A 13939-nucleotide genomic window follows, 5' to 3' on the forward strand; every position below is an offset into this window, starting at 1 on the left:
CTCTGGATCTAATGATAAGAAACAATTTAAAGCGCATTTTGCACTAAAAAGATAAATTGTAAACATAACTGATTAAATAAAAACTCCTAATTCATTTATTTGAATTAGGAGTTTTTTAAATTATTACTTTCAAAACCTTAACAATTTAACAAGAACATTACAGTCAATTATTTATTAAATTAGCGTGTAATTTACACCTATGAAATTCAAAATACATTCAGAATTTAAACCTACAGGAGATCAACCTAACGCTATAAAACAATTGGTTGAAGGTTTAGGTAATAAAGATAAATTTCAGACACTATTAGGCGTAACTGGTTCTGGTAAAACTTTTACAGTTGCAAATGTTATTGAAACGGTTCAAAAACCAACTTTGGTTTTAGCACACAACAAAACATTAGCAGCCCAATTATATAGTGAATTTAAGCAATTCTTTCCTGAAAATGCAGTAGAGTATTTTGTTAGTTATTACGATTACTATCAACCAGAAGCATACATTCCTACATCAGGCGTTTATATTGAAAAAGACTTAAGTATTAATGAAGAAATTGAAAAGCTTAGATTAAGCACAACCTCTTCCCTACTTTCTGGAAGGCGAGATGTTTTAGTTGTAGCATCGGTTTCTTGTTTATATGGTATTGGAAATCCTGTAGAGTTTCAGAAAAATGTTATTACTTTAGAACGTGATCAAGAAATTTCTAGAACCGAATTACTTCACACCTTAGTACAAAGTTTATATTCAAGAACTGAAGCCGATTTTAATCACGGGAATTTCAGAATTAAAGGAGATACGGTTGATGTTTATCCAAGTTATGCAGATGATGCATTTAGAATCCACTTTTTTGGTGACGAAATTGAATTAATAGAACAATTTAACGTTCAAACAAATGAAGTCCTTGAAGAATATGACATACTAACCATTTATCCTGCAAATATGTTTGTAACTTCTCCAGATGTGTTACAAGGTGCTATAAAAGGTATTCAGGATGATTTAATGAATCAGCACGATTACTTTAAAGAAATAGGAAAACATTTAGAAGCTAAGCGTTTAAAAGAACGTACAGAATTCGATTTAGAGATGATTCGAGAATTAGGTTATTGTTCTGGAATCGAGAATTATTCACGTTACTTAGATGGTAGACAACCTGGCACAAGACCTTTTTGTTTATTAGATTATTTTCCAGATGATTATTTAATGGTTGTAGACGAAAGTCACGTTACAGTTTCTCAAGTTTATGCTATGTATGGTGGTGATTACAGTAGAAAAGTGAACTTAGTAGATTATGGATTCCGTTTACCAGCTGCAATGGATAATAGGCCTTTAAAGTTTGAAGAATTTGAATCTTTACAAAACCAAGTAATATACGTTTCTGCAACTCCAGCAGATTATGAATTAGAAAAAACTGATGGCGTTTTTGTAGAACAAGTGATTAGACCAACAGGGTTATTAGACCCTATAATTGAAGTAAGACCAAGCTTAAATCAGATAGATGATTTAATAGAAGAAATGCAACAACGTATTGAAAAAGACGAACGTATTTTAGTAACCACTTTAACCAAACGTATGGCAGAAGAGTTAACTAAATATCTAAGTCGAATAAATATTCGTGTCAATTACATACATAGCGATGTTGACACTTTGGAACGCGTACAAATTATGCAAGATTTACGCAAAGGTATTTACGATGTTTTGGTTGGTGTAAACTTATTACGTGAAGGTTTAGATTTACCCGAAGTTTCTTTAGTTGCTATTTTAGATGCTGACAAAGAAGGTTTTTTACGTTCAGCAAGATCTTTAACACAAACCGTTGGTAGAGCTGCAAGAAATCTAAACGGTAAAGCTATAATGTATGCTGATAAAATCACAAAAAGTATGCAAAAAACAATAGACGAGACCGAATACAGACGTGAAAAACAAATAGCATATAATACTAAAAATAATTTAACACCAAAAGCTTTAAATAAAAGTCTAGATAGCGTTTTATCTAAAAACTCTGTAAGTACTGGACATTATGAGCTAGAAGCTTTAAAAGCTGCAGAACCAGAAAGTGATTACCTAACAAAACCAGAATTAGAAAAACGTATTAGAGAAACCCGTAAAGAAATGGAATCTGCCGCAAAAGCCTTAGATTTTATGGTAGCAGCACAATTACGTGATAAAATAAAAGCATATCAAGATAAATTAGAAGATTTAAAAGCTTAATAAAATTTAATCTACTTCAAAATACAATTTACTTATCTTTGCAATATGACAAATAACGACATCTTCAAGAAACTAAGAGTTGCTCACAAACTTCGTGATGAACATATTATTGATATTTTAAAATTAGTAGATTTTAGAGTTTCTAAAAGCGAACTTAATGCTTTGTTTCAAAAAGAAGAACATCCTAATTATGTAGAATGTGGTGATCAAATTTTACGTAATTTCTTAAATGGTTTAATTATTCATTTACGTGGACCAATGCCTAAAAAAGGAGAAAAAGCGAAGCAGTCTAATTCAGAAGATAAACCTTTAGGCTCTAACGCTAGAAACTTATATAAAAACAAATCTGAGAATTTAACTAAAGACGGAAAACCGTTTAAACCTGAATTTAAAAATTACGGAAAGAAAAGAGATTAAGTTTTATTAACTCGATTAATAAAATGAAATTTGCATCTACAAAACCATTAACATTATTAACCAAAAGTCTTAATTTAAATACTTGGCTTAAATTAGTAAATCACGTTAAGCATTTACCATATGGCAGAAATGCCAATAGAAACGACTTTAGTTTAGTTTTAAAAGAGCAAAAAGGCAGTTGTAGCTCTAAACACGCCTTATTAAAATCTATTGCTTTAGAGAATAATTTTAACAATATAAAATTGATTCTTGGTGTTTTTAAAATGAATAGCAAAAACACACCTAAAATTAGTTCTATTTTAGAAAAACATAACATTGAATTTATTCCTGAGGCACATTGCTATTTAAAAATTGATAATTATTATTTAGACATTACAAACTCAACATCTGACTATAATAATTTCAAAGAGGCTATAATTGAAGAGCAAGAAATATTACCGCAACAAGTAATTGATTACAAGGTAAATTACCATAAAGAATTTCTTAAGAATTGGCTTATAGAAAATAATTCAAACTATAGCTTTAAAGAGTTTTGTGCTATTAGAGAAAGTTGTATTTTAAAATTATCAAGATAAATCGCATAAAAAAAGCAACCTAAAATTGGGTTGCTTATACTTTTCTCAAAAAAGTTCTTTGATTGTTTATTAATCCGCGTTAGGCTTTTATAATTCTTACTGGTAATACGTAAGCTACATTTTTCTTTAATCCAGAGTCTTCAAACTTAGAATAATTCAATCTTCTTTTAATGTAAGCGTCTAATTTTTCATCTTGTGAATCTACACTTAAAACTACAATTTCATTTTTAGAATTAATCATAAAACTTACTTTTGCCTTTAATGTTTCCTCTACTTTAAAATAAGGGTTCTTTAATAACGTTGAAATAACCTGACTTACAGTTGAACTCTTTTCTCCACCTTTAGTGCTTCCATTGTTTGCTACTACAGTCATGCTAACTGATAGTAATAGTACTACTAATACATTTTTTAGTGTTTTCATTGTTTTAATTTTTCTTTAATTATTAATTTCAATTTGTTTATCTGTAAATATTATAGTCCCTATAATCCTTATTTACATGGCAAATATACAGTGGCATTACTGTAATTTAATTAACCTAAACTTATCAAAACAATACCTTTCTGTAAAGTGAAACCCTCTATGTTAAGAGAATGAAAACACGCTATAATTAACTGACTATAGATTAGTCTATAACAAAGAAAGCAACGATTTCTCGTTGCTTTCTTCATCTAAAAAATAGAATATATATTTATAAGTATTAAGCTAAAACAGCTTGAACTTTATCTGCAGCTTCTTGGAATTCTGTAGCAGACATAACATCTAAACCAGAATCATCAATTAATTTTTTAGCAATATCTGCATTTGTTCCCTGTAAACGAACAATAATTGGTACTGTGATGTTACCCATATTTTTATAAGCATCAATTACACCTTGCGCAACACGATCGCAACGTACAATACCTCCAAAAATATTAATTAAAATAGCTTTTACAGCTGGATCTCTTAAAATAAGTTCGAATGCAATTTCTACTCTTGCAGCATCTGCAGTACCACCAACATCTAAAAAGTTAGCAGGTTCTCCACCAGCTTGCTTAATTAAATCCATTGTTGCCATTGCTAAACCAGCACCATTAACCATACAACCAACGTTTCCGTCTAAGTCTACATAGTTAAGTCCTTGTTCTCCTGCTTCAACTTCAATTGGATTTTCTTCACGTAAATCGCGCATTGCAGCTAAATCTTTATGTCTGTATAATGCATTAGCATCTAAAGATACTTTAGCATCTACAGCCATTATTTTAGAGTCGCTTGTTTTTAATACTGGGTTGATTTCAAATAAAGAAGAATCAGACTCAACGTAAGCTTTATATAAAGACGTTACAAATTTTGTCATTTCTTTAAATGCTAAACCAGATAATCCTAAGTTAAAAGCAATACGTCTTGCTTGGAATGGTAAAATTCCAGTAGAAGGATCAATTTCTTCATTAAAGATTAAATGTGGCGTTTCTTCTGCAACAGTTTCGATATCCATTCCACCTTCTGTAGAATACATAATCATATTACGACCTGTAGCTCTATTTAAAAGTACAGAAATATAATATTCATCTGGCTCTTCAGCTCCTGGATAATAAACATCTTCACAAACTAAAACTTGGTGAACACGTTTTCCTTCTGCAGAAGTTTGAGGTGTTACTAAGTCCATTCCAATAATTTCTCCTGCAATAGTTTTTACAGCATCAAGGTTTTTAGCTAATTTTACTCCGCCACCTTTTCCTCTTCCACCTGCGTGAACTTGAGCTTTAATTACGTGCCAACCTGTACCAGTTTCTTCAGTTAATTTCTTAGCTGCAGTTACTGCTTCATCAGCATTTTGAGCAACAATACCACGCTGGATACGTACGCCAAAGCTGCTTAATAATTCTTTTCCTTGATATTCGTGTAAATTCATCTTTTAATAGATTTATGTGTTCTATTCTGTTTAACCAGAATTATTCTACTATTTTAATGTAGCAAAAGTAATCATCCTATTGGTTTTTACCAATTTAATTTAATAGAGTTTACCATCTTAAATTTAGTCCTTAAATATCTTCTTTTAAAGTTTTAGTATATTCGTTTGTAATCTCTTAATTTTAAAACATTAGAAAAATACATATGAACACTTTTAAACGCATAGAATCAATTGATATTATAAGAGGTCTTGTTATAGTTTTAATGGCTTTAGACCATACAAGAGATTATTTTCACATAAATGCATTTGCTGGTAATTACCCTGAGAATTTAGAATCTACTACAGGAATTCTATTTTTCACAAGGTTTATAACCCATTTTTGTGCACCAGTATTTGTATTATTGGCTGGAGTTTCTGCTTTTTTATATGGAGAGAATAAAACAAAAAAACAACTTAGCTTATTCTTAGTAACTCGAGGTTTTTGGTTAATTTTTATAGAAATAGCACTTTTAAATTTTTTATGGTGGTTTGACCTTTCTTTTGAATTTATAAACCTACAAGTTATTTGGGCTATTGGAGTTTGTATGATTATTCTTGGCGCTTTAATTCATTTACCAAAAAAAATAATTTTTGTAATTTCTTTATTAATATTAATTGGTCATAACAGCTTAGATAATTTAACTGTAAACGCTAACCAACCATTTGCTTGGTTATGGTATTTATTACATCAACCTCATGGAGGATTTTCTTTAGGAAAAACATATATAGCATTTACATATCCTGTTCTTCCTTGGATTGGAATTATAAGTTTAGGCTATGTTCTTGGAAATCTATTTTCAAAAAATAAAAATTCAGACTTTAGACATAGAGTTTTAATTCAAACAGGAATAGCTTCAATTTGTTTATTTTTTTATACTTAGAGGTTTTAATGTTTATGCAGATATTAATCCGTGGGAATTTCAAGAATCAACAACAAAAACAATAATTTCCTTTTTTAATGTTTCAAAGTATCCACCATCTTTAGTTTACATCTTAATAACGTTAGGTCCATCTTTTATCTTTTTAGCTTGGATTGAACGTTTTAAAAATAAAATAACCGATTTACTTATGGTTTTTGGAAGAGTCCCTTTTTTCTTCTATGTCATTCATATTGGAACAATTCACTTATTGGCTCTTTTTGGTCTTATAATGACAGGAAATGATTGGCATAAAATGATTTTAAACAACAGTGCTTTTTCAAACCCTGAAGTATTAACAGGTTATGGCTATCCATTATATGTTGTTTATATTGTTTGGTTATTCATACTTATATTACTTTATCCTTTTTGTAAAATTTATATGAATTATAAAGCCAATAATAAAGATAAATGGTGGCTTAGTTATATTTAATCTTTTACTGTACCGGTAAAATGACTAACTTTAGAATTGATTGGATTTCCTGATGTTCTACGGTATGAAGCAATTTGTCCGCAATGCCAAATAGCATCTGCAATTGGTCCGTTTATATTGTTCCAAAAAGGAATCTCTTTATCTCCAAAAACAATTTTAAATGTAGAAATATCTTCTGCATTTCTAAGTAATATTGATGCTTTCTCTAAATTAAGTAAAGTCTGTTGTCTCAATTCTAAATAAGACAATTCTTGCTTTTCTTTTGAATTTGGTTTTACTAAAGTTGCGTTTACAATTATTAAAGATAAATCGTAAATATGTTGAATGGTTTCACCAGTTGTTCTAACCTCATCATTTGGTTTAAAAGCTAAATCTTTTTCAGTCAAATTTTCTGTAGCGTGATAAAAACGAAAACCTAAAGCTTCTACTTGTTTTGCTGCAACTGTTCCTGCTGTATATGTTTCAGCATTTTCTGGCAATTGATAAAAAGGTAACTTATCTTCTCTTTGTGCGTTTAAAATGGTCATAAAAAGAAATATGATTAGGTATTGAACTGTTTTCATTTTTTTGAATTTAATAAATGATGAACTTTGTTAATATCATCTAGATTGAAACCTTCTAGTTCTATAGATTCTAAATTCTTTCTGTATTGAAACGAAATAGTAGTTTTTTCTAAAACAACATCTTTTAGATGTTTATACATAAAAGTTCGTTCTTGCAAAATATTTCGGTTTAGTCGAATAGTTAAACCTTTCTTATTATAACTTACGTAATACTTATACCAAAGTGATTTTGCAAAATGAATACTAATTATAATATAGCCTAAGAAATTTAAAATTCTATTTGTTAATGAATTTTCTGGAGCAATAACTTCAAAAAAACTAATAAACAAACAAGCAACTGCTAAACCTAAAAAAAAAGCTGTTTTTATTAAACTCAACTTATGAAAATTAATTGTTTTCATATTAATTTTTAAATTCTTTTTCTCCTTCTAATTTTTTAACACCATACTTATCCATTAAATAGATTAAACTAGTCATAGTTGCTGCTCCAAGTTCTAATTCGCGTTTATTTACAGCATCAAACGTATCGTTTTCTGCGTGATGATAATCGAAATAACGTTGAGAATCTGGTCTTAAACCAGCTAAAACAATAGATTCATTTTTTAACGGACCAATATCTGCTCCGCTTCCACCTTTTTCAAAATAATGAATTAAATAAGGTTTGAATAAATGTTGCCAGCCTAATATCTGATTAAAATTTTCTTGATCACAATCAAAACTAAATCCTCTTGGTGTAAATCCTCCAGAATCACTTTCTAAAGCAAACACATGATTTTCATTATTTCTCTTAGCTTCTTCTGCATATTTTTTTCCGCCACGCAATCCATTTTCTTCATTCATAAAAAGAACCACTCTAATACTGCGCTTTGGTTTTATATTACTTTCTTTTAATAAACGAAGTACATCCATAGATTGAACAACTCCAGCGCCATCATCATGAGATCCATCTCCCAAATCCCAAGAATCTAAATGTCCTCCAACTATCATGTATTCATTTGGAAATTCGCTTCCTGTTATTTCTCCTACAACATTATAAGATTCAACATCTTCTAATTGCTGACAGCTTTGTTTGAAAAAGAATTTTAAATTTTTATCAGACTTTAAAGCAGCCGATAATTTATTAGCATCTTTAGTACTAATTGCTGCAGATGGAATACGTTTTTCTACTGGTAAATCTCCATAAGACATACTTCCTGTATGAGGAAAATCATCTTCTCGTAAATTCATAGAACGTACAATAACACCTAAAGCTCCAAATTTTCCTGCTTCCATAGCGCCAGCATATCTTTGATCTACACAACCGCCATAAGCATTAAACGTTTGTATTAAATCTGCCTGCATTGGACGATTAAAAAAAACTATTTTTCCTTTTACATCTTTCTCTTTTAATTCCTCTAAGCCTTGTACTTCTATAACCTCAGCATTTAATCCTAATTTAGATGTTGCTATAGAACCGCCAAGTGCACAAATATTAACTTTATTTATTTTTCCTGCCACTTCAAAATAGGCTTGTTCCTTTTCGCCTCTTACCCATTTTGGAACCATAACTGGCTGAAGCCACACTTTATCTAAACCTAATTTTTCTAGTTCTGCTTTTGTGTAATTTACTGCTTTTTGTGCATTTTCTGATCCAGATAAACGTCCGCCAATGTTATTTGAAAGATAATCTAACCATTCGTAACTCTTTCCGTTAGTTAATGATTGCGAGTAAATGGTTTTTAATTGGTCTTGATCTGTTTGTGCAGAAACTGATAGTGTGATTAGTAACGCAAATAAAATGCTCAAATATTTCATATAACTATTCATTATTTAATTGTTCTTTATATAAATCTATACTAGCTTTAGATTTTTTATCTAATTCTGGTTCTTTAATGTCTTTATATTGACTTAAAGTGTCAAATAAAATATTTGCAATTATAACTCTTGCTGCGTCTTTAGAATCTGCAGGTATATTATACCAAGGTGCATTTTCTTTAGAAGTATTATTTAATATGTCTTGATAGCAATCTTGATATTTATCCCAAAGTTTACGTTCTTTTAAATCTCCTGCAGAAAATTTCCAATTTTTTTCTTTTTTATCTAAACGACGCAACAATCTGTTCTTTTGTTCTTCTTTAGAAAGATTTAAAAAGAATTTAAATATTAAAGTTCCGTTTTCAGCTATATGCCTTTCGAAGTTATTAATTTGTTCAAATCTTTTATTCCAAAAATCATCGTTAATATCAGTAACAGAATGAATTCCAGGAATATGTTCTCCTAAAATATATTCTGGATGAACTCTTGTTACTAATACGTTTTCGTAATGCGTTCTATTAAATACGCCAAATTTACCTTTTGCAGGTAACGCAATATAATGTCGCCATAAATAATCGTGCTTTAACTCTAATTCTGTTGGTACTTTAAAACTATGCACTACTACACCACGAACGTTAAAATCTTTAAAAATTTCACGAATTAAACTATCTTTTCCTGCTGTATCCATTCCTTGAATACATATTAAGACACTATATTTTCCGTGTGCATATAGCTTATCTTGAAGTTCGCCTAATTTTTTACGTGTTTTTTTTAATTCCTTTTTCAATTTATCTTTATCAACTTCAAAACTTGGTTTAGTTGCTAAGTCATTGATGTTGATTTGTGATGTTATTTTATAATCTTTTGATATCATAACGTTTGTTTAAAATAAATTAGCAGTACTTTAAAGTACTATAAAAAATAACGGAAAACTGGTAAAAATGCTAAAAACACAACTGATAATCCTAAAACAGAACCAATTATAGCTGTTGTTTTATTTTTACTTAACGAATTTAAACTATACAGCAAAGCCAGTAAACCAAAAAAAAGCATACCTAATTTACTAGATATACTAATATTATATTGATACGGATTAAAATTATTTACTTCTTTAAATGTAACAACCACTTGATAATAAGCATAATTTATATAGACTACAAAAAGTAATCCTACAATTCCTAAACCTATTGCTAAAATGGTGTTTCGCATTATTTACTTGCAAATAATTTTACGTCTTTTTCGCTCACTTCTTTTTCTCCTAAAATAATTAAACGTTCTACTACATTACGTAGCTCACGTATATTTCCGGTCCAATCGTATTCTTGTAATAACTTAGTTGCTTTTGTACTAAATGTTTTTGGTGTAGTTCCTTGTTCTGAAGATATTTTTTTTGCAAAATGATTTATAAGCTCTGGAATATCGTCGCGTCTATCATTAAGTGCAGGTACTTTTATTAAAATAACCGCTAATCTGTGGTATAAATCCTCTCTAAATCTACCTTCGGCAATTTCTTCTTTTAAGTTTTTATTGGTTGCAGCAACCACACGAACATCTACTTTTATATCTTTATCGCTACCAACACGTTGCACTCTGCTTTCTTGTAAAGCACGTAACACTTTGGCTTGGGCAGATAAACTCATATCGCCAATTTCGTCTAAGAAAATAGTTCCTTTATTCGCAGCTTCAAATTTTCCTGCTCGGTCTTTAGCTGCTCCTGTAAAAGCACCTTTTACGTGACCAAACAATTCACTTTCAATAAGCTCACTAGCAATTGCAGCACAATTTACCTCAATCATTGGACCTTTAGAACGTGTACTTTTCTCGTGTAACCAATGAGCTACTAATTCTTTCCCTGTTCCGTTTGGTCCTGTTACTAAAACTCTTGCTTCGGTTGGTGCTACTTTTTCTATCATTTCCTTAATTTGAGAAATAGCATCACTCTTACCAATCATTTCGTATTTCTTAGAAACTTTCTTTTTAAGAATTTTATTCTCAACAACTAATTCTTTTCGGTCTAGAGCATTTCGAACCGTGTTTAATAAACGGTTTAAATCTGGTGGCTTAGAAATATAATCAAAAGCACCTAAACGCATTGTATTTACTGCTGTGTCTAAATCTCCGTGACCAGAAATCATTACAAAAGGAATTTCGGGTTTTACTTTTTTAATGGCTTCTAATACTTCTACACCATCCATTTTTGGCATTTTGATATCACAAAGTACTAAATCGAAATCTTCGCTTTTAATTATCTCAGCACCAGCCAAACCATCTTCAGCTTGCTCTACTTGATATGTGTTACTTTCTTCGCTTAATATTTTTACTAAAACTCTACGGATTGCCGCTTCGTCTTCTATTACTAATATTTTTGGCATCTTATTTTATTTTGGACTTTGTAATATACTATTTTTTGAATCTATAATATGAATATCTCTTTGTGGAAATGGAATTACAACATTATTCTCTCTAAATAGTTTTTCTATAGCAAATCTAACCTCACTCTTAGGAAACCTAGCATTAAAACTATCTTGAATAGTAAAAGCCACTTTAAAATTTAATGAACTTTCTCCAAAATCTGTAAAAGTTACTACCGGAATAGGTTTTTGCAACACAAATTCCGAAGAATTTGCTGCTTCTATTAAAAGCTTCTTCACCAATTGTACATCGCTTCCATAAGCAACACCAACTTCTACATATTCTCTTGTGTTTTGACCATTCTGAGTCCAATTATACAAACTATTTGTTAGGTATAAATGGTTTGGTATTACAAGAACTTTATCATCTATCGTTACTGCTCTTGTTGTTCTAAGCTTAATCTCTTCAACACGACCAACTTTTCCTTCAATCTCTATAATATCTCCAACATGAACAGATTGGTCTACTAAAATAAAAACACCAGAAATAATATCCTGAAACAAGGTTTGTAATGCTAAACCTATACCAATTAATAGTGCAGCTGAAGCTGCAAAAACAGCTGTTACAGAAATCCCTACAGAATGTAACGTTATTAAGAAAATTATAATATATATAAGCCACCTAAAATACCCAAAAACAACTCCAAACTTATCTTTATCGCCTTCTGGTAATCGTTTCGTCATTAGTCTATAAACCGTTTTTAAGACTAAAGACGCTAAAAATATTACAGTTATTAAAATAAACACATCTAAGACAGAAATAGAAATATGATCATTTAAATCAACATGGAAATTCAGAATTTCTTGAAATTTTCCCCAGGCAGAACTTTTACTAATATTATCTGTTAATTCTTCTGCTGTATCTTCTATATGATCTATTACTTTATCCTGCATAATTAATACTTAATCCATTTTATTAATTCCTTATAACTTGGTTTTTTACCATACATTAAAATTCCAACACGATAAATTTTAGCAGCAAACCAAACCGTTCCTAAAAACATTCCAATTAACAATATTAAAGATACAACTTGTTGCCAAATTGGAACACCAAAAGGTATACGCATTAACATAACTACTGGACTTGTAAATGGAATAAACGAAAATATAGTAGAAACTGTTCCGTGAGGATTATCTATTACTGTAAATATCCCAATATAGACTGCAAGGATTAAAGGAATTAAAACTGGCAACATAAATTGTTGTGTATCTGTTTCATTATCTACTGCAGCACCAATTGCAGCATAAATAGAACTGTATAATAAATAACCACCAATAAAAAAGAACAAGAATGCAATAACTAAATTAACCACTGGCAAGTGTGAAAAAGCTGTGTAAACTTCTTGGATTTGCATATTTAAGCCTTGACTTTCCATTGCCTGAGAAACCACCATTTGCTGTGGTGTTTGAGTTGCACTTATGTCTATATTAAAAATAATAGAAACAATAATCATTAAAACACTACCTAATATTAACCAAATTGTAAACTGAGTAATTCCCGCTAAAGAAGTTCCAATAATCTTACCCAACATTAATTGTATTGGTTTTACAGAAGAAATAATAACCTCAATAATTCGACTTGTTTTTTCTTCAATTACACTACGCATTATCATATTTCCATAAATAATAATGAACATAAATAATAAATAGCCAGCTGCACCACCAAAAATCAGTTTTAAATAACCTTCTATTTTTGAAGACGATATTCCTACATAATTTTCTTGATTAATACTTATTTCAACAGTTGCAGCTTCAATATCTTTAGAATCGATACCTCTTTCTTTTAAATTCAAATAGGTTAATCTTTGTTCTATAATTCGTTCTAAATCTGAAATAACACCAAGTGATGCTGATTCATCTGAATAAAAATGAATATTTATATCTTTTCTTGAAGAATTGGATATAGACTCAACATACAACAAACCGAAGTTTTCAGATGCTTCAGTTATTTCTTTAGCCTCTTCTATCGTTTTATTTTCAAGATAAATATATTTTAACTCTTCTGAGTTTTGAAACGATTCTTGAAACACACCCGATTTATCTAAAACTGAAATAATTCTTACTTTATCGTTATTCAATTGTGATAAATAAGCTACAACAGATATTAATGCGATAAATAACAACGGACTTAAAAATGTCATTATTATAAATGATTTATTTTTCACTTTAGTAATATACTCGCGCCTTATAATAAGTGGTAAATGATTCATTTGTTATTATTATTTACGGTTTGTATAAAAATATCGTTTGCTGTTGGAATCAACTCTACAAAATGAGAAACTTTCCCTTTTGTAATTAGATATTGGAGTAAATCGTTTGGGTTTTGATTTAAATCTAACTTTATATTTAATTGAAGTTCTTTGTTTATCGATTTAAAACAGGCTGGACTCACATTAAATTTAGCTTTTAATTCCGTTTCTATTAAATCTGAATTTGGTACTATTCCAACCTGGTATGTATTTGTCTTAAACTGACGTTTTATATCCAATAAATTTCCATCTATAAGTTTGTTGGATTTATGAATTAATGCAATATTATCGCATAATTCTTCTACAGATTCCATTCTATGTGTAGAAAAAATTACAGTAGCACCATCTTCTCTTAATTTAAGAATTTGATCTTTAATTAAGTTCGCGTTTATAGGATCAAAACCAGAGAAAGGCTCATCAAATATTAGTAGTTTAGGTTTATGTAATAC

15 protein-coding genes and 1 pseudogene are annotated in these 13939 nt (G+C 29.8%); 5 read left to right on the forward strand and 11 right to left on the reverse strand.

Features of this window, described 5'->3' with window-relative positions; all coding sequences use genetic code 11:
• Positions 1-199: 199 nt before the first annotated feature.
• The 3 genes and pseudogenes from uvrB to ACFDSN_RS09235 all read left to right on the forward strand — a co-directional run bounded on the left by uvrB (position 200) and on the right by ACFDSN_RS09235 (position 3195).
• The gene (gene uvrB, locus ACFDSN_RS09225; protein WP_375239562.1) at positions 200-2203 is read left to right on the forward strand and encodes an excinuclease ABC subunit UvrB; all 2004 of its coding nucleotides are present in this window, start codon (positions 200-202) and stop codon (positions 2201-2203) included.
• A gap of 45 nt (positions 2204-2248) precedes the next feature.
• A pseudogene (locus tag ACFDSN_RS09230) lies at positions 2249-2482 on the forward strand (DUF1456 family protein); the annotation flags it as partial.
• 161 nt (positions 2483-2643) lie between these two features.
• Positions 2644-3195 carry a hypothetical protein gene (locus ACFDSN_RS09235; protein WP_375239563.1) on the forward strand — a complete coding sequence of 184 codons (552 nt, stop codon included), beginning with the start codon at positions 2644-2646 and terminating at the stop codon, positions 3193-3195.
• Positions 3196-3274: 79 nt separating this feature from the next.
• Here ACFDSN_RS09235 and ACFDSN_RS09240 read toward each other — a convergent pair whose 3' ends face one another.
• Complete coding sequence (locus ACFDSN_RS09240; protein ID WP_375239564.1) at positions 3275-3616, reverse strand: hypothetical protein; 342 nt, start codon at positions 3614-3616, stop codon at positions 3275-3277.
• Between the two features lie 277 nt (positions 3617-3893).
• Positions 3894-5084: an ADP-forming succinate--CoA ligase subunit beta gene (gene sucC, locus ACFDSN_RS09245; protein WP_375239565.1), complete on the reverse strand. Its 1191-nt coding sequence runs from the start codon at positions 5082-5084 to the stop codon at positions 3894-3896.
• Positions 5085-5287: 203 nt separating this feature from the next.
• Here sucC and ACFDSN_RS09250 point away from each other — a divergent pair, with 203 nt between their 5' ends.
• A complete protein-coding gene (locus tag ACFDSN_RS09250; protein ID WP_375239566.1) occupies positions 5288-6004 on the forward strand; it encodes a DUF1624 domain-containing protein in 717 nt (238 codons plus the stop codon).
• Positions 6005-6191: 187 nt separating this feature from the next.
• Entirely contained in the window at positions 6192-6473 is a 282-nt protein-coding gene (locus ACFDSN_RS09255) for a hypothetical protein (RefSeq protein WP_375239567.1), read from the forward strand.
• Here ACFDSN_RS09255 and ACFDSN_RS09260 read toward each other — a convergent pair.
• The 9 genes from ACFDSN_RS09260 to ACFDSN_RS09300 all read right to left on the reverse strand — a co-directional run.
• Positions 6470-7036, reverse strand: coding sequence for a hypothetical protein (locus ACFDSN_RS09260; protein ID WP_375239568.1), 567 nt, complete (start codon positions 7034-7036; stop codon positions 6470-6472). The two genes, ACFDSN_RS09255 and ACFDSN_RS09260, sit on opposite strands and share 4 nt — an antisense overlap.
• Positions 7033-7437 (reverse strand): hypothetical protein, encoded by a 405-nt coding sequence (locus ACFDSN_RS09265; protein WP_375239569.1) that lies wholly within the window; start codon positions 7435-7437, stop codon positions 7033-7035. Before ACFDSN_RS09265 ends, ACFDSN_RS09260 begins: the two co-directional genes overlap by 4 nt.
• 1 nt (position 7438) lies before the next feature.
• Positions 7439-8830 (reverse strand): M20/M25/M40 family metallo-hydrolase, encoded by a 1392-nt coding sequence (locus ACFDSN_RS09270; protein ID WP_375239570.1) that lies wholly within the window; start codon positions 8828-8830, stop codon positions 7439-7441.
• A 4-nt stretch (positions 8831-8834) separates the two neighbouring features.
• A complete protein-coding gene (locus ACFDSN_RS09275; RefSeq protein WP_375239571.1) occupies positions 8835-9704 on the reverse strand; it encodes a PPK2 family polyphosphate kinase in 870 nt (289 codons plus the stop codon).
• Between the two features lie 38 nt (positions 9705-9742).
• Positions 9743-10039 (reverse strand): hypothetical protein, encoded by a 297-nt coding sequence (locus tag ACFDSN_RS09280; protein WP_375239572.1) that lies wholly within the window; start codon positions 10037-10039, stop codon positions 9743-9745.
• Positions 10039-11202, reverse strand: a complete 1164-nt coding sequence (locus ACFDSN_RS09285) for a sigma-54-dependent transcriptional regulator (RefSeq protein ID WP_375239573.1) — start codon at positions 11200-11202, stop codon at positions 10039-10041. The genes ACFDSN_RS09280 and ACFDSN_RS09285 overlap by 1 nt, the downstream gene beginning before the upstream one ends.
• Before the next feature lie 6 nt (positions 11203-11208).
• Positions 11209-12135, reverse strand: a complete 927-nt coding sequence (locus ACFDSN_RS09290) for a mechanosensitive ion channel family protein (protein WP_375239574.1) — start codon at positions 12133-12135, stop codon at positions 11209-11211.
• Positions 12136-12137: 2 nt separating this feature from the next.
• The gene (locus ACFDSN_RS09295; protein WP_375239575.1) at positions 12138-13451 is read right to left on the reverse strand and encodes an ABC transporter permease; all 1314 of its coding nucleotides are present in this window, start codon (positions 13449-13451) and stop codon (positions 12138-12140) included.
• Positions 13448-13939: ABC transporter ATP-binding protein (locus ACFDSN_RS09300; RefSeq protein WP_375239576.1), on the reverse strand; the 492-nt coding region annotated here is incomplete at its 5' end. The genes ACFDSN_RS09300 and ACFDSN_RS09295, both read right to left, overlap by 4 nt.

The organism is Aurantibacter sp. (genome assembly GCF_042094015.1).
Lineage (GTDB): Bacteria > Bacteroidota > Bacteroidia > Flavobacteriales > Flavobacteriaceae > Aurantibacter.

Coding starts and splice junctions, on each gene's coding strand:
- uvrB (WP_375239562.1), top strand. CDS start 200: ATGAAATTCAAAATACATTCAGAATTTAAACCTACAGGAGATCAACCT.
- ACFDSN_RS09235 (WP_375239563.1), top strand. CDS start 2,644: ATGAAATTTGCATCTACAAAACCATTAACATTATTAACCAAAAGTCTT.
- ACFDSN_RS09265 (WP_375239569.1), bottom strand. CDS start 7,437: ATGAAAACAATTAATTTTCATAAGTTGAGTTTAATAAAAACAGCTTTT.
- ACFDSN_RS09255 (WP_375239567.1), top strand. CDS start 6,192: ATGGTTTTTGGAAGAGTCCCTTTTTTCTTCTATGTCATTCATATTGGA.
- ACFDSN_RS09280 (WP_375239572.1), bottom strand. CDS start 10,039: ATGCGAAACACCATTTTAGCAATAGGTTTAGGAATTGTAGGATTACTT.
- ACFDSN_RS09240 (WP_375239564.1), bottom strand. CDS start 3,616: ATGAAAACACTAAAAAATGTATTAGTAGTACTATTACTATCAGTTAGC.
- ACFDSN_RS09295 (WP_375239575.1), bottom strand. CDS start 13,451: ATGAATCATTTACCACTTATTATAAGGCGCGAGTATATTACTAAAGTG.
- ACFDSN_RS09285 (WP_375239573.1), bottom strand. CDS start 11,202: ATGCCAAAAATATTAGTAATAGAAGACGAAGCGGCAATCCGTAGAGTT.
- ACFDSN_RS09250 (WP_375239566.1), top strand. CDS start 5,288: ATGAACACTTTTAAACGCATAGAATCAATTGATATTATAAGAGGTCTT.
- ACFDSN_RS09275 (WP_375239571.1), bottom strand. CDS start 9,704: ATGATATCAAAAGATTATAAAATAACATCACAAATCAACATCAATGAC.
- ACFDSN_RS09260 (WP_375239568.1), bottom strand. CDS start 7,036: ATGAAAACAGTTCAATACCTAATCATATTTCTTTTTATGACCATTTTA.
- sucC (WP_375239565.1), bottom strand. CDS start 5,084: ATGAATTTACACGAATATCAAGGAAAAGAATTATTAAGCAGCTTTGGC.
- ACFDSN_RS09290 (WP_375239574.1), bottom strand. CDS start 12,135: ATGCAGGATAAAGTAATAGATCATATAGAAGATACAGCAGAAGAATTA.
- ACFDSN_RS09270 (WP_375239570.1), bottom strand. CDS start 8,830: ATGAAATATTTGAGCATTTTATTTGCGTTACTAATCACACTATCAGTT.